At 46.1% G+C, this 26,252-nt stretch carries 33 protein-coding genes and 1 rRNA gene; 9 read left to right on the top strand and 25 right to left on the bottom strand.

The features are described from left to right. Positions 1 to 130: 130 nt before the first annotated feature. A 5S ribosomal RNA gene (gene rrf / locus QUB04_RS09000) occupies positions 131 to 248 on the top strand. A gap of 126 nt (positions 249 to 374) precedes the next feature. On the opposite strand, the gene QUB04_RS08995 is transcribed toward rrf, so the two are convergent. The 3 genes from QUB04_RS08995 to acpP form a co-directional block, all read right to left on the bottom strand. After that, on the bottom strand, positions 375 to 731 hold the full coding sequence (locus tag QUB04_RS08995; protein ID WP_333101778.1) for a hypothetical protein: 357 nt from the start codon (positions 729 to 731) through the stop codon (positions 375 to 377). Between the two features lie 122 nt (positions 732 to 853). Then, complete coding sequence (locus tag QUB04_RS08990; protein WP_333283446.1) at positions 854 to 1,327, bottom strand: hypothetical protein; 474 nt, start codon at positions 1,325 to 1,327, stop codon at positions 854 to 856. 202 nt (positions 1,328 to 1,529) lie between these two features. Next, on the bottom strand, positions 1,530 to 1,760 hold the full coding sequence (gene acpP / locus QUB04_RS08985) for an acyl carrier protein (RefSeq protein ID WP_333283457.1): 231 nt from the start codon (positions 1,758 to 1,760) through the stop codon (positions 1,530 to 1,532). Positions 1,761 to 3,201: 1,441 nt separating this feature from the next. Here acpP and QUB04_RS08980 point away from each other — a divergent pair. After that, entirely contained in the window at positions 3,202 to 5,808 is a 2,607-nt protein-coding gene (locus QUB04_RS08980; protein ID WP_333283444.1) for a dynamin family protein, read from the top strand. Between the two features lie 79 nt (positions 5,809 to 5,887). After that, positions 5,888 to 6,838: a fructosamine kinase family protein gene (locus QUB04_RS08975; protein ID WP_333283442.1), complete on the top strand. Its 951-nt coding sequence runs from the start codon at positions 5,888 to 5,890 to the stop codon at positions 6,836 to 6,838. A gap of 79 nt (positions 6,839 to 6,917) precedes the next feature. Here the strand turns inward: QUB04_RS08975 and QUB04_RS08970 are convergent, their stop codons facing one another. Continuing rightward, the gene (locus QUB04_RS08970) at positions 6,918 to 8,618 is read right to left on the bottom strand and encodes an ABC-F family ATP-binding cassette domain-containing protein (protein ID WP_333283440.1); all 1,701 of its coding nucleotides are present in this window, start codon (positions 8,616 to 8,618) and stop codon (positions 6,918 to 6,920) included. Between the two features lie 144 nt (positions 8,619 to 8,762). Between QUB04_RS08970 and QUB04_RS08965 the strand changes: the two genes are divergently transcribed. The 3 genes from QUB04_RS08965 to QUB04_RS08955 are packed head-to-tail and all read left to right on the top strand — an operon-like array spanning position 8,763 to position 9,327. After that, positions 8,763 to 8,912, top strand: a complete 150-nt coding sequence (locus QUB04_RS08965; protein ID WP_333283438.1) for a hypothetical protein — start codon at positions 8,763 to 8,765, stop codon at positions 8,910 to 8,912. 31 nt (positions 8,913 to 8,943) lie between these two features. After that, a complete protein-coding gene (locus QUB04_RS08960) occupies positions 8,944 to 9,066 on the top strand; it encodes a hypothetical protein (RefSeq protein ID WP_333251184.1) in 123 nt (40 codons plus the stop codon). 48 nt (positions 9,067 to 9,114) lie between these two features. Then, entirely contained in the window at positions 9,115 to 9,327 is a 213-nt protein-coding gene (locus tag QUB04_RS08955) for a hypothetical protein (protein WP_333283435.1), read from the top strand. Positions 9,328 to 9,601: 274 nt separating this feature from the next. Here QUB04_RS08955 and QUB04_RS08950 read toward each other — a convergent pair whose 3' ends face one another. Together QUB04_RS08950 and QUB04_RS08945 are read right to left on the bottom strand one after the other, a co-directional pair. Further along, positions 9,602 to 9,958 carry a hypothetical protein gene (locus QUB04_RS08950; protein ID WP_333283433.1) on the bottom strand — a complete coding sequence of 119 codons (357 nt, stop codon included), beginning with the start codon at positions 9,956 to 9,958 and terminating at the stop codon, positions 9,602 to 9,604. A gap of 655 nt (positions 9,959 to 10,613) precedes the next feature. After that, complete coding sequence (locus tag QUB04_RS08945; protein ID WP_333283430.1) at positions 10,614 to 10,877, bottom strand: hypothetical protein; 264 nt, start codon at positions 10,875 to 10,877, stop codon at positions 10,614 to 10,616. A gap of 359 nt (positions 10,878 to 11,236) precedes the next feature. Between QUB04_RS08945 and QUB04_RS08940 the strand changes: the two genes are divergently transcribed. Together QUB04_RS08940 and QUB04_RS08935 are read left to right on the top strand one after the other, a co-directional pair. Continuing rightward, positions 11,237 to 12,097 (top strand): Rpn family recombination-promoting nuclease/putative transposase, encoded by an 861-nt coding sequence (locus QUB04_RS08940; RefSeq protein ID WP_333283455.1) that lies wholly within the window; start codon positions 11,237 to 11,239, stop codon positions 12,095 to 12,097. 240 nt (positions 12,098 to 12,337) lie between these two features. Further along, positions 12,338 to 13,144, top strand: a complete 807-nt coding sequence (locus QUB04_RS08935) for a pentapeptide repeat-containing protein (protein ID WP_333283427.1) — start codon at positions 12,338 to 12,340, stop codon at positions 13,142 to 13,144. A 240-nt stretch (positions 13,145 to 13,384) separates the two neighbouring features. Here the strand turns inward: QUB04_RS08935 and QUB04_RS08930 are convergent, their stop codons facing one another. The 3 genes from QUB04_RS08930 to QUB04_RS08920 all read right to left on the bottom strand — a co-directional run bounded on the left by QUB04_RS08930 (position 13,385) and on the right by QUB04_RS08920 (position 14,559). Continuing rightward, positions 13,385 to 13,750 carry a helix-turn-helix transcriptional regulator gene (locus tag QUB04_RS08930; protein WP_333202658.1) on the bottom strand — a complete coding sequence of 122 codons (366 nt, stop codon included), beginning with the start codon at positions 13,748 to 13,750 and terminating at the stop codon, positions 13,385 to 13,387. Positions 13,751 to 13,794: 44 nt separating this feature from the next. Then, positions 13,795 to 14,085 (bottom strand): helix-turn-helix transcriptional regulator, encoded by a 291-nt coding sequence (locus QUB04_RS08925; RefSeq protein ID WP_333101795.1) that lies wholly within the window; start codon positions 14,083 to 14,085, stop codon positions 13,795 to 13,797. 108 nt (positions 14,086 to 14,193) lie between these two features. Beyond that, a complete protein-coding gene (locus QUB04_RS08920) occupies positions 14,194 to 14,559 on the bottom strand; it encodes a helix-turn-helix domain-containing protein (protein WP_006634971.1) in 366 nt (121 codons plus the stop codon). 227 nt (positions 14,560 to 14,786) lie between these two features. Between QUB04_RS08920 and QUB04_RS08915 the strand changes: the two genes are divergently transcribed. Then, on the top strand, positions 14,787 to 15,224 hold the full coding sequence (locus tag QUB04_RS08915) for a hypothetical protein (protein ID WP_333202660.1): 438 nt from the start codon (positions 14,787 to 14,789) through the stop codon (positions 15,222 to 15,224). 15 nt (positions 15,225 to 15,239) lie between these two features. Here the strand turns inward: QUB04_RS08915 and prfA are convergent, their stop codons facing one another. From prfA to rplR, 16 genes are all read right to left on the bottom strand, one after another. Beyond that, positions 15,240 to 16,334 (bottom strand): peptide chain release factor 1, encoded by a 1,095-nt coding sequence (gene prfA / locus QUB04_RS08910; protein WP_333283425.1) that lies wholly within the window; start codon positions 16,332 to 16,334, stop codon positions 15,240 to 15,242. A gap of 218 nt (positions 16,335 to 16,552) precedes the next feature. Then, on the bottom strand, positions 16,553 to 16,861 hold the full coding sequence (gene rpmE, locus QUB04_RS08905) for a 50S ribosomal protein L31 (RefSeq protein ID WP_333283423.1): 309 nt from the start codon (positions 16,859 to 16,861) through the stop codon (positions 16,553 to 16,555). Positions 16,862 to 17,090: 229 nt separating this feature from the next. Continuing rightward, positions 17,091 to 17,501: a 30S ribosomal protein S9 gene (gene rpsI / locus QUB04_RS08900; protein ID WP_106147490.1), complete on the bottom strand. Its 411-nt coding sequence runs from the start codon at positions 17,499 to 17,501 to the stop codon at positions 17,091 to 17,093. Next, entirely contained in the window at positions 17,501 to 17,956 is a 456-nt protein-coding gene (rplM, locus tag QUB04_RS08895; protein ID WP_333283421.1) for a 50S ribosomal protein L13, read from the bottom strand. Before rplM ends, rpsI begins: the two co-directional genes overlap by 1 nt. Positions 17,957 to 18,095: 139 nt before the next feature. Next, a complete protein-coding gene (truA, locus tag QUB04_RS08890; RefSeq protein WP_333283419.1) occupies positions 18,096 to 18,938 on the bottom strand; it encodes a tRNA pseudouridine(38-40) synthase TruA in 843 nt (280 codons plus the stop codon). 29 nt (positions 18,939 to 18,967) lie between these two features. Beyond that, positions 18,968 to 19,318, bottom strand: a complete 351-nt coding sequence (rplQ, locus tag QUB04_RS08885) for a 50S ribosomal protein L17 (RefSeq protein WP_190657966.1) — start codon at positions 19,316 to 19,318, stop codon at positions 18,968 to 18,970. 124 nt (positions 19,319 to 19,442) lie between these two features. Beyond that, on the bottom strand, positions 19,443 to 20,387 hold the full coding sequence (locus QUB04_RS08880) for a DNA-directed RNA polymerase subunit alpha (protein WP_332958426.1): 945 nt from the start codon (positions 20,385 to 20,387) through the stop codon (positions 19,443 to 19,445). Positions 20,388 to 20,561: 174 nt separating this feature from the next. Then, entirely contained in the window at positions 20,562 to 20,960 is a 399-nt protein-coding gene (gene rpsK / locus QUB04_RS08875; protein ID WP_332978136.1) for a 30S ribosomal protein S11, read from the bottom strand. Positions 20,961 to 21,044: 84 nt separating this feature from the next. Beyond that, positions 21,045 to 21,428: a 30S ribosomal protein S13 gene (gene rpsM, locus QUB04_RS08870; protein ID WP_006634981.1), complete on the bottom strand. Its 384-nt coding sequence runs from the start codon at positions 21,426 to 21,428 to the stop codon at positions 21,045 to 21,047. Positions 21,429 to 21,510: 82 nt separating this feature from the next. Continuing rightward, a complete protein-coding gene (rpmJ, locus tag QUB04_RS08865) occupies positions 21,511 to 21,624 on the bottom strand; it encodes a 50S ribosomal protein L36 (RefSeq protein ID WP_015178722.1) in 114 nt (37 codons plus the stop codon). Between the two features lie 372 nt (positions 21,625 to 21,996). Continuing rightward, positions 21,997 to 22,221: a translation initiation factor IF-1 gene (infA, locus tag QUB04_RS08860; protein WP_006276978.1), complete on the bottom strand. Its 225-nt coding sequence runs from the start codon at positions 22,219 to 22,221 to the stop codon at positions 21,997 to 21,999. A gap of 292 nt (positions 22,222 to 22,513) precedes the next feature. Further along, on the bottom strand, positions 22,514 to 23,098 hold the full coding sequence (locus QUB04_RS08855) for an adenylate kinase (protein WP_333283417.1): 585 nt from the start codon (positions 23,096 to 23,098) through the stop codon (positions 22,514 to 22,516). A 5-nt stretch (positions 23,099 to 23,103) separates the two neighbouring features. Beyond that, positions 23,104 to 24,408 carry a preprotein translocase subunit SecY gene (secY, locus tag QUB04_RS08850; RefSeq protein ID WP_333142827.1) on the bottom strand — a complete coding sequence of 435 codons (1,305 nt, stop codon included), beginning with the start codon at positions 24,406 to 24,408 and terminating at the stop codon, positions 23,104 to 23,106. Between the two features lie 102 nt (positions 24,409 to 24,510). After that, a complete protein-coding gene (gene rplO / locus QUB04_RS08845; protein WP_006634984.1) occupies positions 24,511 to 24,957 on the bottom strand; it encodes a 50S ribosomal protein L15 in 447 nt (148 codons plus the stop codon). 146 nt (positions 24,958 to 25,103) lie between these two features. After that, the gene (gene rpsE / locus QUB04_RS08840; RefSeq protein ID WP_190745441.1) at positions 25,104 to 25,652 is read right to left on the bottom strand and encodes a 30S ribosomal protein S5; all 549 of its coding nucleotides are present in this window, start codon (positions 25,650 to 25,652) and stop codon (positions 25,104 to 25,106) included. 131 nt (positions 25,653 to 25,783) lie between these two features. After that, the gene (gene rplR, locus QUB04_RS08835) at positions 25,784 to 26,146 is read right to left on the bottom strand and encodes a 50S ribosomal protein L18 (RefSeq protein ID WP_333101803.1); all 363 of its coding nucleotides are present in this window, start codon (positions 26,144 to 26,146) and stop codon (positions 25,784 to 25,786) included. Between the last annotated feature and the right edge of the window lie 106 nt (positions 26,147 to 26,252).

Below are 26,252 nucleotides of genomic sequence, written 5' to 3'. Positions count from 1 at the left end.
AAGTGGAAGTCCTGAGAGGGATGAAGCTGAGGCGTACTAATAGACCGAGGGCTTGACCTCTCTTTCTACATGGTGATGATGATGACTTAATTCTGTGCAGTCTTCAGGGTTTTTTACCCTTACAGCTTTTCTAGGTGTCTATGACGCAGTGGCACCACTCCGATTCCATCCCGAACTCGGTTGTTAAACGCTGCGGTGGCGAAGATATTTGGCGGGTCACTGCCTGAGAAAATAGATCGATGCCTGGGATTTTATAATAAGATAAAGCCTCTTTCTGATATCAAGAAAAGGGCCTTGTTTGTTGAGATGATTAAACAAAAAATAGAGAAAGGATACCGATCTGGGTTGTTGTTATGTTTATCTCTTTGCTGAGACTAATCTTGATTGTTCATATCTTCATGTTTGTTTACTTCTCTCAATTTACGACCCAAATATTTAGCTCCTCTACGACCGACAAACTTAGCTCCTGCTGATAAAATGCTTTGGTCCTGTTCATGAGAATTGTTTGGGTTTTGGGGTTGTTGTTTGTCTCTCCCAAAACTAGCAATAAATTCAAAAGCTGTTATCAAGCCTACTAGCAATATTAGAACGACCAAAAATATCGACATCAGCAATAATCCCAGCAATAGTACAGCACCCTTACCCTTCAGACTAACCAAGATGATGGTGATAATGTTCTCCCACCAAGAACAGCCCCAGCGTCCACAAAATTCTGCCAAAATTAGTTGCATTAGATTTTTACTCCTTAAACTGTATGTCCCTAACTTTTTTGTTCTAACCGCGCTTCGTGCTTTCTTCAAGAGAAGAGCCGATCGCACTTTGGTAGAAATAGCAATCGCCCTGGTAAATTTAGCTAAGTATCAATCACTTTGGTTAAAGAAGGTGGTGCTGGTGGAGACTGAGAGGGTCGGGAAATATAGCTCAGTTTAGGACGACAAGCTTCTATAATTTCGTTCCGAAACTGGTTGATTTTATCATTTTTTGCACAAAACAGAATCAGATTATTTCTACTTGTATAAATGACAATATAACGCTGTTTTACAACAAAAGCCAACACAATAAATATAATACCAATGAAAAAGAAACCGAGGGTTAAAATTCCGAGCCCGAGCAGCCACCAAGTACAGCCTTCCCCAATTTCAACTGCTTTGACATTTTGAAGGGGAATGACAATTTCTTTGATTTCTAAGCCAAAAAATGAAGTGAAATTTCCTTGTAAGGTGTCCCCAATAATTTTAAGAGTTCCAGTTCCACTGGTTCGGAGTGGAACTGCACCGACTAATTGACCGGGAAGACCGCTGATTTGTGTAACTGATTTAGACTTCATTTTCTTTGATTATTGTTGTACTAAAAATGACATGGCTCGTACAGAATTTGTTTTCCGCTGTGCCTGAGTTCCTGGTAGGGAAACGGCAGTGCTGTGTACCTACACCGATCGCTCTTCTGAGTTGGTATTACATTAAACCTTGAAGTCTTTCTAGTGCTTTTTTCTGTTTCAGGAATTTGAACTTGGTTACTGTCTTTGCTTTTTAAACAGCAACTTTTTTGTAAATGTAATCAACAGCCTGTTGAACCGTTTCTATGTTCTCCGCAGCTTCATCGGGAATTTCAATGTCGAATTCCTCCTCGATCGCCATGATTAGCTCTACTGCATCGAGAGAATCGGCTCCTAAATTATTGGCAAAATTAGCGTTGATGGTGACTTCACTTGCATCAACTTCTAGTTGCTTGGCAACAACGGCTTTGACTTTTTCATAAATTTGTTGCTTAACCTTATGGCTGGGGGAAGATTCAACAAAAACGGTAGGAGTATTGGTATCAGTTGTAGTTCGATCGGCATCTAATTCTAATTCCTCTTCCGATTCATCTCGGACTCTGAAGTAGTAAAAGAGATTAGCAACAGCAAAATCAGAGGCTTTTTCCAAATTCGACGCTACTAAACTTTTATGACCCGCTATTTGCCCTTGCTTAATGATATAATCTTCATAATTTTCACGTCGCTGCCGATCGAGCATCCATTCCAGTTGAGTGCGAAGCGCATAAAAATGAGACTTCGGCCGCAAATTTTCATAAAATAACTGTTCGTCTGGGATTGCTAAAGCTGTTGCGGCTGAGTTTTTCTCCACCTTAACAGCCGAGTCAGATTTATTAAAATCAGCACTTTGCAACTGCTTTAACTCACTTGGCGGCAAAGATTTAATCCATTCAATCTGATGAAGCCAAATGTCTAATGCGGCTAAATCGTGATTGTGAATTCGCGTAATTTCAGGAAAAAGAAAGTCAAGCTCTTCGTCTGAGTCACAACAGTCTATAATACCGAGGCCGTCTTGACGGATTTTTTGTTGCAGTTGAGAAATCCGATCGCCCGCAGCACCAAATTCATTCTGCACCTGATACGTGCCGATAATACTTTGCTCGATCGCCCAACCGCACTCTAATCGGCGCAACTGTCCCGCCGCACAGGTTTCTGCCAACAAATGCGGGTTTCTGTAATCGGCTAAAGCTTCAAACAACATCCCCCGCGCCGCATCAATTTCAGCATTGCGGCGGTTGATATCTTCCAGTCGCAAAGCCGATCGCATTCGTTGAATTGCTTGATTAAATAACCCGTAAGCCTGCACTAAGACTAAACGGTGGTTCTCAAATTTTATATCTGCAACAACTTCGGAAATTAATTGCTTAATTTCCGCACCTTGGCCTTTCAAAAGTTGTTCTAAATTGATGAAACCGTTTTCTACTTTAACTTCCAGCTTTTCAACTGCTTTTTTTAGTTTCAATGTCTGGTGCAAATTCACCGCCGACAAGGCTACCCCGGCGAAAGTTCCAACACCAATGACGGCTGTTGTCGCTTGCAGCACGCCCAAACTGGCTTGGACGGCTTGAAAGCCCATGTGCATTTGCTGCATCTGCAAGCCGCCCATAACAAGCTGCATGGGAGACACCAAGGGGGAGAGAGGGCTATTGTTGAGGGCAGCGCCGACGGCATGGGCCGCAAACTGTCCCGTCGCTGCATCTCTCGCCATGCCGATCGGCACTCCAGCAGATGTAAACACTTGTGCGTACTTGCCAGCCTCGATCGCAGCCTGTACCGCTGCGGGAAATACAAAGTTCATCATCAATTTTTACCCTGGTAGCAAACCACAGAATAACTAATATATTATGATAGTTTAAATAAAAAAAAATTATCACTAGGCCCTGCAAATGGACACTTCGCTAATTAGTCCGCAAACGGTTGAGCTTGTTTTGCTGCTGACTGGGCAAAAACTACGAAAAGAGGATATTACTCCGCCTCTGCTTTTTCTGGCGGCGCTAGTGACGGTATTGTTGGGAGTCATCCATGCCGACGGTACGGTAAGTGCTGAGGAAAAGCAGCGATTGCGGACAACTTTTACGGAACTTATCCCCGCTAACAACAGTTTGCGCCCATTGGTAATGCCGATGGTTAAGAGCGTGCAAGACCGGCAAGTTTACAATAAAGTGACGGCGTTGCTGGCGCTGACAGCGTGTTTTTCTGAGGAGGAAAAACTACTGCTGATTAGTTTTGGGTATCAAATGTCGGCGGCAGATGGGACAATAGACGATCGCGAAAAACAGTATTTGCAAAACATCGCCAACAGACTCGGAATTGCTGGGCGATTTTTGACTGTTTTGGAAGCGAGTTTTAGCAATCAAGCAATCAGCGATACAGCAACTTTAGCAGAAGTCCACTCGTTACTCGCTCCAGCACAATTTCAATCTCTCGATTCTATGTTTGTCCGTGCTGCTAGTCACATTATCCAACATTTGCCAGCCAAACCGAAACAGCAAAAAAATCACAAAAATTCAGTCTCGTCCTATCAGGAGTTGAAAAAGTTTCAGGAGTATCGGCAACAACTGGATGCTGTTTGTGGAAAACTAGGTTTAACCCTGCGAGATGGAAGCGATCGCAACGTGCTATCTCCTAATTTAACAGAAGAAGTAACAAAGATATCTCGTAAATTAGAATCTCAGCGGTTTCGCGTTGCTGTTGTCGGCGAGTTTAGTAAAGGAAAATCTACTTTGCTCAATGCTTTGCTGGGGGAGGAAATTCAACCGGTGCGGGATATTCCCTGTAGCGGTACGGTGACAGTTTTGACATACGGGCTACAGCAGCGGGTGATTTGCAAATACAAAGACGGACGCGAAGAGGAGATTTCACCTGAGCAATATAAAGATAAAGCCTCGATTTCTGAGGAAGCGGCTTTAGGTTCTTTTGGAGATGAAATTGTCAATTCAGAAATCAAAGAAATCATTTTTGAGCATCCGAATCTCGAATTGTGTACCAATGGTGTAGAAATTATTGATTCTCCCGGATTGAACGAACAAGCGGAACGCACGTTAGTTACGGAACAGGTTCTCAAAACAACTGATGCGGTAATTTTTTTGACTCACGCTCAAAATGCTTTGACAGAAAAAGAGCGGGAACTGCTGTTGTATTTGAAAAAAGAGTTGAATCAGGGTAAAGATAATGAAGCTGCGAAGAGTATTTTTGTTTTAGTTAATTTTGCCGATTTGCTGCGTCGGGAAGGAAGCCGCAAGCAGGTAAGAGAAAGGGTAGAAAAGATTGTTAAAGAGCAAATTTTGATTGTGGGTGAAAACCGGATTCATTTTATTTCGGCTCAATCTGCACTTGAGGCGATTTTGGAGGGAAGGGAAAATGAGTATGTGAAATCTTTTCAGGATTTTACCAAATCTCTGGAACAGTTTTTGACAGTTGAACGGGGGCCGATCGCACTTAACCAATCCGCAGCCGGAATCAAGCAAATTATTAATACTGGCTGCGATGAATTGAGTCAATATAGGGAAATTTTAGAAGGAAAATTGACAGTTTCTCCAGGAGATAAGGCGAAGATTTTTGAACAAATGGCGGAAGCAAGCGGCCGCGATGTTAAGATTAGAATTTTAGCTAATGAACTGAGGGAGGAAGCTGTAGGAGAAACTATTGAATCTTGGAATGAATGGGCGGAAGGATTGGGCGATCGCCTCGCTACAAAAAGTAATAAATGGACTTCGGAGCATAATCATATTTTGAGCCAAGACAAATTAATTCTAAATTATGCTAATCAATTTGTGTTGGAACTAACACAAGAAATTGATATCTGGATCGAGCAAAAATTGCAGTTTATAGTAAAACAAAAAATAGAAAATTTAGAATTAAAAATTAAAGAAGAGATTTATGCAATCCGACAAGAGTTTCAAGAATTCGATCGGCGACTTAGCACTAGCCTTGTTACTCAATTCAAGAACTTAGGAATAGCAGAAAAGTTGGATAGAATTGGTATCGGTGGACTAGATATCGCTCCCTCAATCGACTCAGATATTGGAGGTGCTGGAGGTTTTTTGGGTGGTTTAGGTCTTGGTGGAGCCGTCGCGGCTATATTGCTGGCGTTTACAGGACTTGGTATTATTCCAGTAATTTTAGGGGGATTAGCGAGTGCTGCGGGTGGCTCATTTGGGTTCGGATGGCTAGATGTTGATGGAATTCATGTTCAGATTAAGCAAAAAGTCTTTGAGTTAGGGTTTAAGAAGTTCGACGAATCTTCGCAGTCGATTTTTGATAAGATACACGAAAGAATTATTGCAGTATTTGAAGAAAGAGTTGAGACGAGTAGCGGTGCGATCGCACAAGCAATGTCGCTGTGGGAAAATTTATTAGAACAGCAGGAAAAGCGCGATCGCCAAAATCAAGCAGAATGCGAGGTCCAAAAAGTTTGGCTGGCTGAAAAACGTCGGGAACTTCAAGAAATAGAAAGGCAAATTGAGGCAGTTTTAAATCAAAGTGCTGGATAATTTACCAAAGCTTGATTTGCGATATTTGTTACTCTAGCTGTTAAACTAATTACGATCGCACTAAACACGATTTGATGCCATGTGGGACAAAATTAGCGTGCATATCTCCGAAGTAACGGGAGACAAATTTGCGATCGACAATCGCCGTTCCATCAGCGGTGGCTGCATTAATCAAGGCTATTATATCAGCAGCAGTTCCCGCGCTTATTTCGCGAAAATCAATCAAGCTTCCCAAGTCGCGATGTTTGAAGCTGAAGCCCTGGGTTTGCAGCAAATGCGGGAAACCCAGACGATTCGAGTACCTGAGCCGATTTGCTGGGGAACTGAGGGGAATTCAGCTTATATTGTGCTGGAATGGCTGGATTTGGGAAGTCGCGGGGGCGATCGAGCTTGGGAAGAAATGGGGCGAAAACTCGCCGAAATGCACAAATACACCCCCCCCAACCCCCCCTTGCTAAGGGGGGGAGAAGAGCCTAATTCTACCTTGCTAAGGGGTGGAGAAGAGCCTAATTCGGGCTTGCTCAGGGGTGGTTTTGGGTGGGATATTAATAATACGATCGGCTCAACTGTGCAAATTAATAATTGGACGGCAAATTGGGCAGAATTTTGGGCAGAACATCGGATTGGTTATCAGTTAAAATTGGCTAGGCGTCGGGGCGGTCATTTTCCGCAAGGGGAACGTTTATTAGAGATGATTCCTGAATTGTTAGCAGGTTATGAACCTCAACCCTCGCTAGTTCACGGAGATTTGTGGGGGGGAAATGCGGGGGTGACATCTGCGGGGGAACCAGTCATTTTTGACCCAGCAACTTATTTGGGAGATAGAGAAGTTGATATCGCGATGACGGAGTTATTTGGCGGGTTTCCGGCGCTGTTTTATCGAGGATATAATCAGGTTTGGTCGTTGGATGGAGGCTACGAGCGGCGGAAAAGTTTATATAATCTATATCACATTTTGAATCATTTTAATTTGTTTGGTGGGAGTTATGAGTCGCAGGCGAATCAGATGATTAAGAGAGTCTTGGGTTAGAAATAGGGATGTTTTATTTCTAACCGCAGATGAACGCAGATAAACGCAGATCTAAGGTTTATCTGCGACCGTTGCCACTTTATTTTTGCTTAGCAGTCGCTTTTTTCTTCGCTTCTTTTTCTGCTTTTTTAGCCGCTTTTTCAGCTTCAAGTTTGGCGATTTTTGCTAGCTCTTTTTCCTCAGCAATTTTATCGAGATAGTAGTGGTAATCTCCCAAATAAGGGCGAAATTCTCCATCCCGAATCTCGACAATTTTGTTAGCTACTTGGGAGATGAAATAGCGATCGTGCGAAACGATAATTACTGTACCGTCATAATTCTGAATCGCTTCTTCCATCATCTCTTTCGCCGGAATGTCGAGGTGATTTGTCGGTTCGTCCAAAATCAGCAAATTCACCGGAGTCAACAGCATTTTTGCTAAAGCCAGACGGGCTTTTTCTCCGCCGCTCAAAGCGCCGACTTGTTTGAATACTGTTTCGCCGGTGAACAGAAAACGGCCCAACAAAGTCCGAACTTCTTCATTTTTCCTGTCTGGTACTTCGTCGTGAATGGTTTCCATCACGGTTTTATTCAAATCTAAGGCTTCTGCCTGATTCTGTTCAAAGTAACCGGGGATGACGTTGTGGCCTCCCAATTTGACTGTACCTTCAGAAGGCTTTTCTAAACCCATAATCAGGCGTAGCAGGGTTGATTTGCCCGCGCCGTTGGGGCCGAGAAAGGCAATACGATCGCCCCTTTCAATCAATAAGTCGGCTCCCAAGAATAGGATTTTTTCGCCGTAGGTGTGCACCAAATCTTCAATTATTGCTACTTCGCGGCCGCTGCGGGGTGCGGGGGGAAAGCGAAAATGCAAAGTTTTTAATCCGCCAGTGGGCGCTTCGATGCGTTCGATTTTGTCTAACTGTTTCTCGCGGCTTTTGGCTTGGGTGCTGCGAGTGGCGCTGGCGCGGAATTTTTCTACGAATGCTTGCTGTTTTTCGAGTTCTTTTTGCTGGCTTTCGTAGGCGCTGAGTTGGGCTTCTCTGGCTTCTGCTTTTTGCAGCAGGTAGGAGGAGTAGTTGCCGAGGTAGGTGCTGGAAACGCCGCGTTCGGTTTCGACGATTTGGGTGCAGAGCCGATCGAGAAATTCCCGGTCATGGGATACGATTACCATTGGGGTTGTCAGCCCTTTGAGGTAAACTTCCAGCCATTCGATGGTTTCTAAGTCGAGGTGGTTGGTAGGTTCGTCTAGCAGCAGGATGTCTGGTTTTTGCAGGAGAATTTTGCCCAAACTCATCCGCATTTGCCAGCCACCGCTGAAGGCGCTGACTAATCGATCGCCATCTTCAGGTTCAAATCCGATTTCGGGCAGAATTTTCTCGATTTGGGCTTCTAAACCGTAGCCGTTTAAGCCTTCAAATTGCCGTTGCAGCCGATCCATTTTGTGGATCAGTTCGTCGAGATTTTCTGGGGAGGAGTTTTCCAAGTCTCGATGGACTTGCATCAGGGATTCGTGGACTTCGTTGGCTTCGCTGAAGGCGCGCCAAAATTCTTCTCTGACGGTGCGAGTCGGATCTACTTCAAATTCTTGGGAGAGGTAGGCGATGTGGAGGCTGGCGGGGCGAATGACTTCGCCTGCGGTGGGTTCGATTTCGCCGGCGATGATTTTGAGTTGGGTGGATTTGCCGGCACCGTTAACGCCTACTAAGCCGATGCGATCGCCTGGTTTGACTTCCCAGGTGACATCTTTGAGTACGACGCCTGTGGGGTAAATTTTACTGATGTGTTCGAGTCGCAGCATTGTTGTGGGGACTGGGGAAGGGCTGGTTTAGCGGCGGATGGGATGCCGGCGCTGAGGTCGAGTTAATCTTAACAAATTTTAATTATATTTAGGGTATTGCCAGATTTTGATTTGGTAGGAGTTACGGGAAGAAACCGGGTTTCTATGAAAAATCGCAGATTCTGGGCTAGAGATATAGGAAGAAACCCGGTTTCTGGCCTCGATGTGGGTTCAGGACTATTTGGGTGGGGCGATCCTCTTCGAGGGCAACGCTTACGGGCGATCGTGTTGTTTCAGATTGAATTTCTCGAATAATGGTTGAGAGTTCTGCACCTTATAATAGTCAGTGTCAACCTCGATCGCAAAAGAGAGCGATCGTGCCAGCAAGAGACATTTATTATCTCACGGACTTCAAAAACCTTTAAAGCAGGCGATCGGAGGTGCGATCGCCTTCAGCAAATTCTATTAAACCTGAGTAAAATAAGACAGCCCTCATCGCCACAAAACCTAATTCACCATGCAAACCTCAACATTTGACCGTATTTTAGACGAGATCGAAACATTGTCTATAGACGAACAAACTGCTTTACTTGTCATCATGCACCGGAGACTTAGCGATCGCCGTCGCACCGAAATTGCTGCTAACATTGCACAAGGAAAACAAGACTATCAATCTGGAAAGGTGTTTCGAGGTACAGTTAATGAAGCGATCGCGGAGCTAAACCGTTGAAACTTATCACCTTCATGATGAGGTGTATTGAAAATGATAGCTTATGCGATCGGCTTATGCGATCGGCTTTTTCAATAGAGAGGAAAGGGCGATCGAGTTTTGTATTTGTTGTGTAATTGACGAAAGGGCGATCGGGCTTCAACGGCCTTTTTGCAAGCAATTATCAATTGATAGAATAATAGCAGTTGCCCTCAACTTAATAAATCCTGAACATTTAAGAAATTGGTTTCCTAATTGTTGCTACTGTATATCATAACAGCGGGAATTACTATAATTATTCCAAATTACTATCATTTTGATTTTTTTTGCTCATTGTTATTAAACCCAAAGAAGTAATAGTAATCCCAAGGCCAGTAGCATACGCTGGCTGAGACAAAAAAAGCATTACTCCTAGAAATAAAAATATAACTCCTGTTATCGGTGAGGCCGCCATAAGAATGAATACCATTAAGAATATTGGCAATAAGAAAAAGCTGACTCCAGCCGTTATTATACAAGACAATAAATCCTTTATCGTCAATTCTTCTCCTCTATATAAAAAGCTTACCATTCCTAATGCTAGGAGACCTAGACCCATAATTAGAGTTCCATGAGAAGATTTCTTGGTATGTGGGGAAGATTGTTTAGACATAATTTTTATTAAAAAATATTAACGTTCATCTCGAAGTTTATTTCTATAACAATTTTACTATTGAGTTAGTATTTAGGTTTAAATCCCTGAATTTGTTTTTTTTGAATTAATCGCTCTACTATCCCCTGTCGGATTAATATCATCCTAATCCAAAACAAACATTACTCTCTACTTTAAAAACCAATTTAATTTGGTTATAAAATAGCTAGCGACTAATAGCTTATTTATCGTCTATTGTTTTCTAAAGCTTCCTGGGCTTGTTCAAGACAAAAACCCTGCTCAAAACCCATATTCATACAATTTTGATATGTCGCCTCATCATGATATTTAACACAACGTGATAAAAGGAACATAAGCATAAAGAAGGCCATTACGTTCTCAATTTTCGATGCTATTCGATGTATATTTTCTCGCTCACTTGATTCAAGTGTACGATATATTTCATGCCACTTATCCGACTCAAGAGAAGGTATGACTACAAACAATGCAAGAATAATTTTTTGCTTCGTATTTAGCATAATTTTTTAGTGAATTTTGCTACGTAAATTCGTGAATACGCATTTCCCTTCAACTGATTTCCCTATAGAGTGGGAATATAGTAGTCTGATTGGTGACAGCCACCAGTAGCGGACACCAGGACTAGCCTTGGCTAATATTACCGCTTCTTATTCTTATTAGCAGCCTCAAACATGGCCCCTATAAATCCAAGACCCATCAGAACTATACCCCCATTTATCCTGCCCTCGTTATCACCCTCGTTATAATTACTTGGACGACTATAGGCGCGATAACCGGCACGCATCGGCGCACCCCAGTTGACGGCGGCTGCAACATCGGCATCAAATAATAGGGCTGCACCAACCATTACTGGTGCAACGAATGTCAATACCAAAACTTTCAATTTCACGTTGCTCTTCATAATTAAGCTCCTAAGATTTCCATTTTACCTGCGATAAACATAGTCTTTTTCTGAGAACCTGTACATCCGCAATTCCACTGATTTTTTCACATTTGTGTCTTTTTATAATGCCAATGTGTGACAAAACATTTACTGACTGGTAGCAGGTTTTTGTAACAATGGGATCGCAATGTGCTTAACTGTTTCTGTACTATAGTTAAGAAATAGTTTACCAACATGATCTCATCTTTGTCAGTGATAAAAAGTGATAAAAAGTGATAAAAAGTAAGGACTTTCCCCAAATTCCCCAAAAATCTCCTCTCAGGTAGATGCCCATAGAGTTAAACTCTTCTAATCACCCCTCTCACAACCCAACTTCCTTGGCCTACGACAACACCTGCAAATATCTAGCAGAAAAATTCCCCGCCGCCTTCGTCCACTGGCTGCTACCAATTGACAAACCCACTGACGTTCAGGTACTCAAAACCGAACTAATTCAAGAACCCATCCGAGCCGATTCTCTCGTTTTCCTGCAAACCGATCGCCAAATCCTGCATCTGGAATTTGAAACCAGACCCTACTCCGACCCGCCGATCGCCTTCAGAATGCTAGACTACTACGTCAGGCTGAAACGGCAATACTCCTGTTCCATCAATCAAGTAGTAATCTTTTTGCAGCAAACAGCCTCAGAACAAGTTTTTGTATCCGAGTACACAGACACGAACACCCGACACGGATATCGAGTTATCCGCCTGTGGGAACAAGACCCCGCTTTACTGCTGTCCGTCCCCGGCTTGCTCCCACTGGCGACACTATCCCAAACCAACTCGCCACGAACTTTGTTAGAGCAAATAGCTACTCAGATTGCTACAATAGAAGAACCTACCCAACAAGCGGATTTACTCGCTTGTACCCAAGTGCTCGCAGGTTTGAGATTTGAAAAAGACTTAATCAGACAACTATTTAGGAAGGAAACTATGCGCGGTTCTGTGATTTACCAAGAAATTCGCGAAGATGGCCTCCTTGAAGGAAGACAACTAGGCCTCCTTGAAGGAAGGAAAGATGAGGCGCTGTCGTTCCTCACTCGCCAGTTGACTCGACGCATCGGTGCGATCGCATCTGAAACCCGCGAACAAATTCAGACTTTATCCGTAGAAGAATTAGAGGATTTAGGAGAGGCGCTTTTGGACTTTTCAGAAGCCTCAGATTTAACCAATTGGTTGAATGAACATCAGCCTTAATTCCTAAGATATAGCCTCTTATATTAATTTAATGGGTCGTTGCACATATCTCGATCCCCCTAAATCCCCCTTAAGAAGGGGGACTTTGAGAAGAGTCTTGTCCCCCCATTGTAGGGGCGGTGCGACCCCTACTCCCCGTGCCCGCCCTCTTTAGGGGGGATCGGATTCTATACAGCATCATAAAAAAATGGTATTATTGTCAAAACTTCACCAAATATATACTTTAAGGAAACTTAAGCCATGACCGTTGATGAAGCAATCGCGATCGCAGAAACTCTCCTCGATGGCGAAGGCTTAAACGACGTGCAAGAGCTCATCTTCAGACAATGCTGGGAAGGCAGACATTCCTATGAAGAAATTTCTCAACTCTCTCAATATAATGATGAATACATAAAAGCGCTGGCAGCTAAACTCTGGAAACAACTCTCAGAGGCTTTTGATGAAAAGGTAAAAAAAAATAATTTACGCTCGGTTTTTAAACGATACTTGCGACGACATCAAGTGACATTACATCGAACTCAAGTTATCGGAGTTAACCTCAGCGGTGCTAACTTAAGCGGAGCCAGAATATTATTCGCAAACTTAAGTGAATCTGATTCATCAGCAGATTTACACGGTGCAATTATATCTGATAATAAGACGGCATCAGATGAAATTATCAAGGCTGAAGACGTGCATAACCAGGGAATTTTGTCTAGCACAAAAGAACGGATTTATCACTGGAACGATCTGCGCTTTCGCTGCGAAGAAGAAGTAAAAATAGCCGAAGCCCTCGATCGCACAAACACCCTATTCTTCCCCAACTCCAAAGCCCGCCTCACAACACCCGCAGGCCGACAAAACCAAGAACCAGATTTCCTCATATTCCACCAAGGCAAATGGGGTATTCTGGAAATATCGCATCCCGACACACAAAAAGATGAAACGCGCGATCGACTGTTTGCATCTCACGGTATCAGCATCATCCACTATTGCGACGCTAACAGATGCTGCGAAGAACCCGATCGCATTGTCCAAGAGTTTTTAGACATATTGAGTCAGGGATAGGGCGAGTGGTTTTTTCATAAGGGCGATCGCATAGGGGCCCAGAAACCGGGTTTTTTACGATAAGACGCGTTGTATCCCGCAGATTCGGTAAAAAACCAGGTTTCTTTGTCGGAGTGCGTCAGTCGATAAGGGCGATCGCACTCCGTAACAAAGTAGATTTTGCCTTGACAAATTACTCGATTTGTGATAGGCACGAGTGGTAGAAATTTTTAAGGGCGATCGGACTTTACGCCAACCAGCTCAACCACACTTCCCAGAGGCTAAAGCAGCCGCCGCCAGTCGCTCCATACCAGCTCGAACAATCACTGCTAAGTCACTCAGTGGCATACATTGAATTTTCTTCAGCAGCTCGTTGGTATTAACAGGTTCCGGCATTGGCTTGCCTTCGAGATGAGCCATTAACTCTTCCATCGTAAAGCCCGCTCTTGCCGCAATCTGAGTCAAATTTTTCGTATCCGGGAGCACCTGTCCTTTCTCCCAATACTGAACAGCAGACCCAGAGACTCCCAATAGCCTACCAAAAGCGCTAAAACTCATGGAGCCACGCGCTAGCTTCACAACTTCGCTCAGTTTTTTCTTAGCTTCTGCGTCCACAGTATCAGCCACCAGATAACCACAATTCCTAGTTTACAGATAAATCTGCCTAATACTCATTCCCCAGCAGCCTCAGCCGACGCAGCGAATCTCTCCGCGACAGCTTTACCAATTAGCGCCACCTGACTCAGAGGCAAAAACTGAATTTTTTTGACAATATCTTGAATATCTAACGGATCTGACACTGGCTTCCCATCCAAAAATCTCAGAAGTTCTTCCAGCGAATAACCAGCTCTCGCTGCGAGCTTACCCAAGTTTTCCGTTTCTGGAACAGTATCGCCCCTTTCCCAAAGCTGAACAGCAGTAGCAGAAACGCCCAAAAGCTTGCCAAAGGCTCGCTGACTCATTGTCCCGCGAGCTGTTTTGATAATTTCACTAAGTTTTTGTCTATTTTGGATGTTCACGACTCGAAGGTTACTCAACCGTATCTACCAGTCTACTTACGAAGTGATACATCAACTATATTTCCCAGACGACTCAGCCGCCGCCGCGAGTCTATCCATCACGGCTCTACCAACCACGGCTAACTCACTAATTGGTATACATTGAATTTTTTTCAGCAGATCGTTAGTATCTACCGGTTCACGCATGGGTTTGCCTTCCAGATGAGCGAGCAGCTCTTCAAGTGTAAACCCCGCCCTCACAGCAATCTGAGCCAAATTTTCTGTATCTGGGATGCTCTGACCTTTTTCCCACAACTGAACCGCAGTCGCAGAGACGCCCAGAAGCTTGCCGAATGCCCGCTGACTCATCGAACCGCGAGCTAGTTTGACAATCTCGATCAATTTTTTCTTAGCTTCTGCGTTCACAACTGCCGTCACTACTTAATCCCACATAACTCAGTTTACTTCCCAACTCCTAAATTTTCCACTTGCAATTCATAATTACACTTGACACAGGAAAGGATTGCAAGTAAACTAATAATTACAACTTAAGTTTTGATAGACCCAAGGAGTCGCTAAACAAATGGTTCTGAGCGAGGAACCCAACATAAGGGGACAGCCCGATCGAACTTTGAAACCGAAGACCGACATCAGGGAAAGTAAAAATGACCAAGAGACGCAATCTAAAAACTCACAAGCCCAGCCGCACCCGTCAAAGCCTCACAGCCTCGGGTTGGCTAAAACCCCAATGCTGGCAAATCTCCAAAATGGAAGCAGCCGAAGCCCTGAGAATGCCGGTCAACCGCATAGTGAAAGTCTACCCCAAACAACATCAAGTAATAGTTGTTTACCTGAACAAGAAAGGACAAAAATGCAGTTCCTTTTTCAGCTACAGACTATTTGCCAGATGGCAACAAGAGGCGATCGCAGCAATTGCCAGTTGTCGAAACCAGCAAATCCTAGCACCCCTAGAAGTCATTGTACAATACGACCTCGAACATTTCAAATATCCAGTGGCGATCGCCGATGCAATTTGGGAAGCCCTACTCAACCAGATCTCCCGCGTAACAAGGGAACTGAGGCTCAGCAAACAATGCGCCTAGTCCCCCATCACTCCATCAATTAGTAGAAGCAGCCAACTCAGCCAAACGTTCCTGCTGATCCTGAGAAATGCAAGTCTGAATAATCCCCTCAATATCACCTTCCAAAACACTATTGAGCGAGAAATTCTCCCCCAAACGGTGGTCGGTAGCCCGATTGTCCTTATAGTTGTACGTGCGAATCTTCTCCGATCGCGAACCAGTACCAACCTGAGCCAAACGCCGCGACTTCACCTCATCCTGCTGCTCCCGCAACTTCATCTCATAGAGCTTAGCCCGCAAAATCTGCATCGCCCGCTCCTTATTCTGCAACTGACTGCGCTCCTCAGTACAGAAAATCCGAATTCCCGTCGGCTTGTGAAACAAATCCGCAGCAGTTTCCACCTTGTTCACGTTTTGGCCGCCAGCGCCGCCCGATCGAGCCGTACTCATCTCAATATCCTTCGGATCGATGTGAATCTCCACATCATCAACCTCCGGCATCACAGCCACCGTCGCCGTCGAAGTATGCACCCGGCCGCCAGCCTCAGTCACAGGCACTCGCTGCACCCGGTGTACCCCAGCCTCAAACTTCAGCTTGCTGTAAACGCTGTCGCCTGTAACTTCCAGAATCACCTCTTTAAAGCCACCCATTTCCGCCAGCGACTCGCTCACCAACTTCACCTGCCAGCCTTGAGTTTGAGCGTAACGGGTATACAGTCGCAGCAAATCTCCAGCCCAAATACTAGCCTCATCTCCGCCAGTACCCGCCCGAATTTCCAGCATAATATTCTTGTCATCGTTCGGGTCGCGGGGGAGCAGCAAAACCTTCAAACGACTTTCCAAACTCTCCAGCTTCGCCTCAAGTTCTTGAACTTCCAGCGCAGCCATTTCTTGCATATCTCGATCGCCCGTGGCTTCCTTGAGAACCTGTCGCGCGCCCACCAAATCTTCCTGAGTGGTTTTCCACAGGGCAAAAGTATCGACCACTTCCTCCAAGGACGATCGAGCTTTCGCTACCCGTTGAAACTCTTGATTGTCTCTAGCCACATCCGGGTCAGCCATGCGGCGAGTCAACTCATTAAAAGTTTGCTCTACCGACTTCAATTTATCCAGCAAATAAGATTCAGCCATTGTCAGTTGTCCTTTGTCAATCGATTTTAGATTTTAGATTTTAGATTTTAGATTTTAGATTTGAAGAACAGTTGGGATAGAATCTCGCTCAAACTCCACTCGATAGAACTCAACTGCCTGCATAGCGAAGTCTTCAATCTAAAATCTAAAATCCGAGGGCGGTAAGTTGCCAGTAGAAAGAACTACTCTCAACAAACTGCGGACAAATGACAATCCGGCTACTTCTTCTTTTTGCCTTTACCAGCAGCCTTAGAAGCATCTGCTTTGGGATCTTCCATTTTCAGCGGTCCAGATGAAGCATCTGCCTTCGGCATTTCTACCTCGGTCATGCCGTATTTCCGCATAAAGCGTTCCACACGACCTTCTGTATCAATAATCTTCTGAGTGCCAGTATAAAAAGGATGATTTCCCGACCAAACATCAACTTGAAGCTTTGGTCTAGTCGAACCAACCGTCATCACGTGTTCCCCGTTGCAATAAACCTGAGCTTCGGGATACCACTCAGGGTGAATGCCATCTTTTGCCATTGTTTTTTACTCTCTAATTTTTGACTTTACAACCATTTTAGCTGCCGCAGGACTTGTACACCAACAACAGCACCAATTTTGCCTTATATCTGTTGGAACCAGGAAGCAGGAATCGGAAATAGACTTGAAAAAAAAGGAAGATAGAATCTGGATAATTTTGCCTTCTTCCTTCTTCCTTCTATCCGTTACATCCGTTACATCCGTTACACAATCTGCTGCCGAACCTCGATTACCGCTTGGAGTATTGAGGAGCCTTGCGAGCTTTCCGCAAACCGTACTTTTTCCGTTCTTTTGCCCGCGGGTCGCGAGTCAAATAGCCCTCAGTCTTGAGAGGCTTGCGGTTGTCCGGGTCTAATTGGCAAAGTGCTCTAGCGACACCCAAGCGAATCGAGTCAGCTTGGCCTGTCAAGCCACCGCCTTCAACTTTCACCAAAATGTCATACTCATTTTCCAGACCCAAAGTTTCCAGAGGGGCCTTAGCGAGCGCCAAATAAGTTGGGTTGAATTGCAGGTACAAATCCCCCTCTTTACCATTGACAGTCAGTATGCCAGTGCCGGGAACCAAGCGCACCCGCGCTACTGAACACTTGCGGCGGCCGGTACCCCAGTACACAGCGCGGCCGGTATCTGTTGCTTGCATTACTTATTTCCTCCCGGAATCGTGTGAACAATTAATTCTTCTGGTTTTTGAGCTTGGTGCGGGTGGTTGGGGCCAGCGTACACCTTCAGTTTAGTAAACAGTTGTCTGCCTAAAGAAGTGTGAGGCAGCATTCCCCGTATAGCTTCTTCGACGATTCTTTCGGGCAAACGTGCTTGCAATTTGGCAAAAGTTTCTGTTTTCATGCCGCCCGGTCTTCCAGAATGGCGGCGGTAGATTTTCTGGGTGCGTTTTTTGCCAGTAACAGCGATTTTGTCAGCATTGATGACTATTACGAAGTCGCCGGTATCCATAGAAGGAGTGTAAGTCGGTTTGTGTTTCCCCCGGAGGTACATGGCAACTTCAGTTGCCAGACGGCCCAGCCGCTGGTCGGCGGCATCGACCACGTACCACTTGTGCTCTAGGGAGTCTTGAGTAGGGACGTAAGTTTTGTTCATTGTTTGTTGTTAGTTGTCTATTAACTGTTAACTGTTGTTAGTTGTCAGTTGTCAGTTGTCAGTTGTCAGTTTTTAATTGTTAGTTGTCCTTAGTTTTTTATTAGTAGTTACCTAATGACTAATGACTAATGACTAATGACTAATGACTAATGACTAATTTTGGCTGAGTGTCGTACCAGACATCTGGGGGAAAGGGAAATTCACAATAGCCAACCCGCAGCAGGCACAAACCTTGAGCGGGAGCGGCATATTTTACCATTTCTCGGCGTTCGTTGACCCAGATATCTGTGAAATTGTCGATCGGCCTTTCCCCGCGACCCACCTGCACCAGCAACCCCACCAGCAGCCGCATCATCCCGTATAGAAACCCACTCGCCTGAACCTCAATATAGATAAGAGGCCCAGAACGCTGACACTCTGCCGCTTGTACGTCCACCCAGGAATGGGGGCGGGCAGACCCCGCGCGGTGGAAAGCAGCCAGGTGATGCCGCCCGATGAGCGGTGTCAATGCTGTCTGAATCAAAGATTCATCCACAGGGGCGTGGTAGCAGTGCCAAGCAAAAGGACGCACAAACAAATTAGGGGTCGGATCTGTATAAAGGGTGTAGCGATAGCGCCGCCAACTGGCTGAGAACCGAGCGTGCCAGGTAGGTTCCACCTTTGCCGAAGCTCGAATTAAAATATCTTTTGCCAGTCGAGAGTTGAGAACGCTTGCCCAGCGGTGAGCCGGAATTGGGCCCCAGGCATCAAAATGGGCTACTTGAGCAGCGGCGTGAACTCCCGCATCGGTTCTCCCGGCAGCGTGCAGCGTTACCGGGCGTTCCAGAACAGTCGATATTGCTGTTTCAATTTCTTCTTGTACTGTACGCTGGTTCGGCTGTCGCTGCCAACCGTGAAAGTTAGTGCCGAGGTATTGGATCACCAGAGCAACGCGCTGTATCGATTGGGGATTTTCGATTGGGGATTTTCGATTGTCAGTCATAAATCACAAATCTCCAACCCAAAATTGAATTAAACCAGTTCAACGATCGCCATTTCGGAATTGTCTCCTTGGCGGGGGACAGTTCGTACTACGCGGGTGTAGCCCCCGTTGCGCGAGCCGTACCGTTCTTGGGCTGCTTCAAACAAGGCGTGTACTAACTGTTTGTCGTAGATAAAGCCCATAGCTTGCCGGCGAGCGGCCAAGGAGCCATCTTTTGCCAGGGTAATCATTCTGTCCGCCTCTGGGCGCAGCGCTTTGGCGCGGGCGAGAGTGGTAGTAATTTTACCGTGGCGGATTAATTCGGTGGTCAGCGAGCGCAGCAGGGCGCGGCGCTGGTCAGCCGGTTTGTTGAGTTGGGGGACGCGACAGCGGTGACGCATAGCAGTTGGTAATTGGTAATTGGTAATTGGGCGCCGGGATAGTCCGCGATCTAGGGGGGTGAATTCTTTAACTTAAAAACTCACCTACTTAAAATTCAGAACTTTTTTACCCGTTACCCGTTGATTAACTTTTAGCTGATTTTTCCTGTGGCAAGGTAATGCCCAAGCGTTTTTGTAAAGCTTCAATCACTTCTTCTGCAGACTTCTGGCCGAAGTTCTTGATCTCGAGCAAGTCTTCTTGGGTATAATCCAATAAGTCTGCGACTGAGTTGATCTGAGCCCGCTTGAGACAGTTGTAAGCCCGGACGGACAACTGCAATTCTTCGATCGGAATTTGGCTAGTAGGATCGGCTTCACCGGGATACTCTGGTTTGAGAGAATCTTGGGTGATGTCTTTGAGAGGTGCAAATAAATCTACCAGGATGTGGGCAGATTGACTCAAAGCTTCTTGAGGCGTCACGCTGCCATCAGTCCAGATTTCCATAATCAGCCGGTCTTTCTCGACCGTGCCGCCTACCCTAGCATCTTCAACGCTGTAGTTGACTCTGCGAATCGGCATAAAGATGGCGTCAATTTGGAGAAAATCCAAAGCCGACCCATCATCGCGACTGCGGTCTACTGCTCGGTATCCGATGCCTTTTTCAATTCTGAATTCCATTTCCAGAACTGAGCCTGGGGAGAGAGTTGCAATGTACTGGGATCGATCGATCAATTCCACCTCTGAGGGCAAATCGAATCGATCGGCCGTAACTGTTACAGGCCCCTCAATCCGCAACCTGCCGATTTGCGGCTGCTGAGAATGAGTTTTGAGGACGACCTCTTTCATGTTCAGGAGAATTTCTAGAACATCCTCACGTACCCCTTCGATCGTGGCAAACTCGTGATTGACGCCCGCGATTCGGACTGAAGTTACTGCTGTTCCTTCCAAATTTGACAGCAGAACTCGCCGAAGCGCATTCCCAACAGTTGTTCCTTGACCGCGATCGAGCGGTTCCAGGACGAATTTTCCGTACTGACTCCGGTCTTTGTCAGTGTTAGACTCTATACATTCAATTTGAAACTGCGCCACGGAGTGACCTCCCTTTTCCACTGTGGATTTTTGATTTTGGATTTTAGATTGCAGAGCATACCCCTGAATGGATTTCGGATTTTGGATGGACGGGGCAACAGTTAGAACCATTAGTTTTTGACTTTAAGCAGTTAGCCATTATCCAAAATCTAAAATCTAAAATCTCAAATCGTTTTAGACTCTACGCCGCTTGGGAGGGCGACAGCCGTTGTGAGGAATTGGGGTAACATCTCTAATCAGGGTGATTTCCAGTCCCGCCCCTTGCAGCGCCCGAATAGCCGTTTCTCGACCTGCTCCGGGTCCGCTCACCATTACTTCTATTTGGCGCATTCCTTGGTCGTTGGCTCTGCGGGCAGCACTTTCTGCTGCTGTTTGAGCTGCAAAGGGAGTGCCCTTTTTAGCTCCTTTAAAACCGCTGGAACCTGCGGATGCCCAGGATATTACTTCGCCGTTGAGGTCGGTAATAGTTACAATCGTGTTGTTAAAGGTAGACTGGATGTAGCCTACCCCATTGGGTACATTCCGTTTCTGCTTTTTTGCACCAGATTTCTTGCCTGTTTGTGGTCGCGCCATATTAGTCTCTTTAACGTTTCTCTCAACTAATGTCCCGAAGCGCTAGGAGCCAGCAGCCCCCAGCGTATTTTTCCCAAAAAGATGTTACTTCTTGGAAGGAGCCTTTTTCTTGCCCGCAACTGTTCGGCGGACGCCACGACGGGTTCTGGCGTTGGTACGGGTTCGTTGTCCCCGCACCGGCAGACCCAAACGGTGACGCCGACCGCGATAAGTTCCGATGTCCATCAGGCGCTTGATGTTCATTGACTCCCAGCGCCGGAGGTCTCCTTCGATTTGGTATGTGGTTTCTACATGAGCCCGCAGAGCTGTCACGTCGGCCTCTGTTAAATCCTTGACGCGAGTGTCAGGATTTACGCCTGTTGCAGCGATAATTTTTTGGGCCCGCGACAAGCCTATTCCGTAAATGTATGTCAGACCTATTTCGACGCGCTTATCGCGTGGAAGGTCTACCCCGGCAATCCGTGCCACACTTTTGTCTCCCTAGTTTTCCTGTTTGGCTACAATGTTCAATTAGGATGCACCTGCGTGCATTGCCCAATCTTCTTTTTTTCTAACCTTGGCGCTGTTTGTGTTTCGGGTTAGTGCATATCACCATCACTCGACCGCGACGGCGGATGACGCGACATTTCTCACAAATTTTTTTGACAGATGCTCGAACTTTCATCTTTCTTCCTGCCTGGAGAACCCCGCTCTAGCGGAGAACAGGCACGCTGGGACTGCCCGTAGAGCGGTGGGAGGAGAGGCTGGGCAAGGTGTAGGCCTCTCCTCGATTAAATTGTATAAAGTGCGGGTTGTTTCATGAAGGAGCCCGCTTGCACCCACTCCCATTGCTGGGTAAAGTTCGCCTGCACAAAACAAAAATGTTGGTGAGCGATACTTTTACGGTGTAACAATGACTTAACCCGGTACACCGGTGGGTTGTTGACGCCCTTCTCGGCAACACTACAAACGTAGCATTATAGCATAAATTTGACGCTTTTTACCAAATTCTCTCTAATTAAACTTAGAATTAGTTTTTAGAAAGTTTTATCTAAGCCTATTTTTTCCGAAGGCGATAAGTAATCCTGCCTTTGGTCAAGTCGTAGGGAGTCAATTCGACTTTGACGCGATCGCCAGGCAGAATTTTGATGTAGTTGCGGCGGATCTTGCCGGAAATGTGAGCTAGCACGTTAAACCCATTATCTAGGTCAACGCGAAACATCGCATTAGGCAGGGATTCCGTCACTGTCCCTTCCATTTCAATTAAATCTTGCTTAGACAATTTGGTATTTACCTCAACTCTACATTTGATTAACTAGGAGTGTCCCGCTCTTTACCTCAACACCTATTTACTGGTAGGAGTGAAACGGGAAACGGGGCAAGAATTCGGGCGACTCGATCGACTTCTTGACTCAACCAACGGCTCGCTTTAGCTTTACTTGAGTAAAGTTGTGGCAATTAGTATCGAGTTCAATCCGGTCTCTAGCAACCCTCACAAAACCTGATAGCACAAAAAGCTCCTAGTTAACATATCTTAGCAAAAGCTTGTGAGTAACAAGCTGTATTGAGAGGGTTCAAGAGTCGATCGAGAGAGATTGTTGCAGTTCTGCGGTGACTAATTCCATTGCTCGATCACCATCAACCGCAACTAACTGTTGGCGGCCGCTGTAAAAATCAATCAAAGGCTCAGTTTGCTCGCGATAAACTTGCAATCGGCGGCGGATGGTCTCCTCATTGTCATCCTGTCGACCCCGCGACAGCAGGCGAGACACCAAAATGTCGTCAGGCACGTCGAGATTAACAGCTTTGAGATCAAATTTCGGGTTCGGTGTACTCCCCTCGGCAATGCTGAGATCGTGCAGCAGTTTGTCTAAAAAAGTTGCCTGGGCGACAGTGCGGGGAAAGCCGTCAAGAATCCAGCCAGCATTAGCGTCCGGTTCATTCAAGCGTTCCTGCACGATATCCATCAGCAATTGGTCGGGAACCAACTCACCCCTGTCCATGTAGGCTTGCGCCTGTAGCCCCAAGGCAGTTTTCGCCACCACGCAGGCGCGCAGGATGTCGCCCGTAGAAATGTGGGGTATTTTCCAGAGAGCGCCTAATATCTGAGCCTGAGTTCCCTTTCCCGCCCCTGGAGGCCCCATGAAAATAAATTGCATTGCGATTACTTCACCATTCCTTCATATCGTTGGGAGATGACGTAAGTTTGAATTTGCTTAGCAGTTTCGATCGCCACACCTACTAGAATCAGTAGGGAAGTTGCGCCAAAACCTCTAAAAGTTTGCACGCCGATCGCGCTTTCTACAGCAGTTGGTACAATGGCCACCAGACCGAGAAAAATCGCTCCCAAGAAAGTCAAACGGTTCAAAACCTTCTCCACATAATCACTCGTTTTCTGACCCGGACGAATTCCAGGAATGCTGGCGCCCATTTTTTTCAAGTTCTGAGACATATCTACGGGGTTGACAATCAACGAAGCGTAGAAATAGCTGAAGAACAGAATCAAAGTCAGATAAAACAGCGCGTAAGCCCAAGGCGTCGGCCCGTTCGGACTCAAAACATTAGCAACTTGAACCAAAAACGGGTTATTGAGAGACTGAGCGAGGAAAGAAGGCACAATCAACACCGAAGATGCAAAAATAATCGGCATCACTCCGCCTTGATTCAAGCGCAGGGGCAGATAACTCCGGCTCTCCCGATAAACTTTGCGGCCGACTTGGCGGCGGGCCGAAATAATCGGAATCCGGCGAGTACCTTCCTGAACAAAAACAATCCCGACAATCGTCACCAAAAAGACCAGCAGCAGAACGACTACACGGCCGACAACTTGCGTGTCCCCACTTTGAGCCAATTCAAAAGTTTGTCCCAAAGAGCGCGGCAATACCGACACAATATTGATAAAAATCAGCAGCGAGGCTCCGTTCCCGATACCTCGCTCCGTCACCACTTCCGATATCCACATCACAAACATGGAGCCGGCTGTTAGAGCCAAAGCAGTTTGTGCTATGAATAAAGGCGATGGAGATTGAGCAAAAGGGCTGACCCAAATCGCAATGCCAATACTTTGCAAAATTGCCCAGCCCAAAGAAACGTAGCGAGTAATTTGAGAAATCTTGCGCCGCCCTGCTTCTCCTTCATTTTTCTGCAACTCTTCTAAACTTGGCAGAGCCGCAGTTAGAAGTTGCACAATAATTGAAGCATTAATGTAGGGCAAAATCCCCAGCGCGAAAATCCCCAAAGCTGACAAGCCACCTCCTGAGAACAAATCCAAAAAGCCAATTAAAGGGCTATTTTCGACGTTTTGGGCAAAGGCGACTCGATCGATGCCGGGGACTGGCAAGTGGACACCCAGGCGTACTAAAATCAGTAAGCCAATGGTTACGAGGATGCGGCCTCGTAAACCAGCAGCTTGAGCCATCTGCATGAACGTCTCTTGTGCAGTTGGCGCTTTCTCTCTACTAACGTCCATAGTTACGATTTGGGATTTTAGATTTGGGATTTTCGACTAAATCATTTTCTGATAGCAAGCTTGAGGATTTGAGATTTGGACATACTCTCAAACCTCAAATCTTCACGCAACTAATTCGCAACTTCCGCCTGCAGCTTCAATTTTTGTGCGAGCACCTGCGGTAAAAGCCGAGGCGCGCACTTGCAAAGGTACATTCAGTTCACCATCTCCTAAGATTTTCAGCGGCCCATCGTCTGTGGTGACAATTTTTGCTTGGATCAAAGAGGTGAGAGTAACTTCGGTGTTTGCTGGCAGCGATGCTAATTTACTTACATTAATGGTAGTGTACTCTTTCCGGTTCACTAGAGGGAAGCTTTTCAACTTGGGGAGACGGCGGTAGAGAGGATTTTGACCTCCTTCAAAACCGGGTCTAGTGCCGCTACCGGCTCTAGATTTTTGACCGCGCATCCCTTTGCCGGAGCTCGCGCCTTGACCGGCAGAAATACCTCTGCCCAAGCGTCGGGGGCGCTTTTGGGAGCCTGCTTTGGGTCGGGCGTCTTGCAATCTCATAGTTTTAGTAATTGGTAATTGGTAATTGGTATTTAGAGAGGGGGTACGCAGTAGTTTTGAGTGCGTGAGTTTTAAGTTGCGGATTTTTTTATTTTCACCGCAAGCACTTAACACTCAAAACTTACAGTTTCCCATTCTCGCGTGCCCTAACCGTAGAGATTTTCTACTGGAATTCCGCGCTCTTGAGCAACTTCGGACAAGGTGCGGAGGGTGGAGAGGGCATTGACTGCGGCTCGGGCGTTGTTTAAGGGATTTCCAGAACCTAGCTGTTTGGCTAAGATATTGCGGACTCCTGCTAGTTCGAGAACAGTTCGCACTGCTCCCCCTGCAATTACCCCGGTTCCCGGAGCTGCCGGCCGCATCATCACTTTAGCTCCGCCACCGTCACCGTTGATGGGGTGAGGGATGGAGTTAGATTTGGTGAGGGGGACTTCAATTAGGTGCTTTTTGCCGTCAGCGACGCCTTTTTTAACGGCACCGATTACGTCGCTAGCTTTGCCGACTCCTACTCCAACTTGACCGCGTTCGTTGCCGATAATGACTATGGCGCGGAAGCTGAGTTTTTTACCACCTTTGACTACTTTGGTAACGCGCCGAATCTGAACAACCCGTTCTTGCCATTCGGATTCTTTTTCGCGCCCTTTGTTGTTGCTGCTGCTTTTTTTCTTGTTGCGCTGTTCTTTTTGTTCTGCCATAGTTTTGTTCTTTGGGAATTGGGGATTAGTAACTGGTAGTTGGAAATGAGAAATTAACAATTAGGAATTAAGAATTTTGTTGTATATTCTTTTTTCCTTCTTCCTTCTTCCTTCTTCCTTCTTCCTTCTTCCTAAAAGTCTAACCCGGCTTCGCGAGCTGCTTCTGCGAGGGCTTTGACACGACCGTGATAGAGGTTGCCCCCCCGATCGAATACGACTTTGACTATGCCAGCGCTGGAACAGCGTTTGGCAATCAACTGACCGACTTGCACGCTCGCGGAGCAGTTGCCGCCAGAACTGAGAGTTGACTTCAATTCTGGGTCGAGGGTTGACGCGGCTGCCAAAGTATGCTGGGCGGTGTCGTCGATTACTTGAGCGTAGATGTGCTGATCTGAGCGAAATACCGCTAGTCTGGGACGTTCGGATGTGCCGAACACCTTGCGCCGCACCCGGCGGTGTCTGCGCTGGACTGATTCTTTGCGAGTAAGCTTCATATAAATACTCGGTAAATGGGAAACTCAGAGTCTTTAGACCTGAGAGAGAAATGACACTTCGGATTTGCTCCTCGGAGCCTCCCTTGCGGGGTGATGTTAGCTTCGC

The organism is Microcoleus sp. D2_18a_B4, assembly GCF_036702475.1.
GTDB lineage: Bacteria > Cyanobacteriota > Cyanobacteriia > Cyanobacteriales > Microcoleaceae > Microcoleus.
The sequence above is the reverse complement of the archived record's forward strand: the minus strand, read 5'-3'. Positions and strand labels throughout refer to the sequence as shown.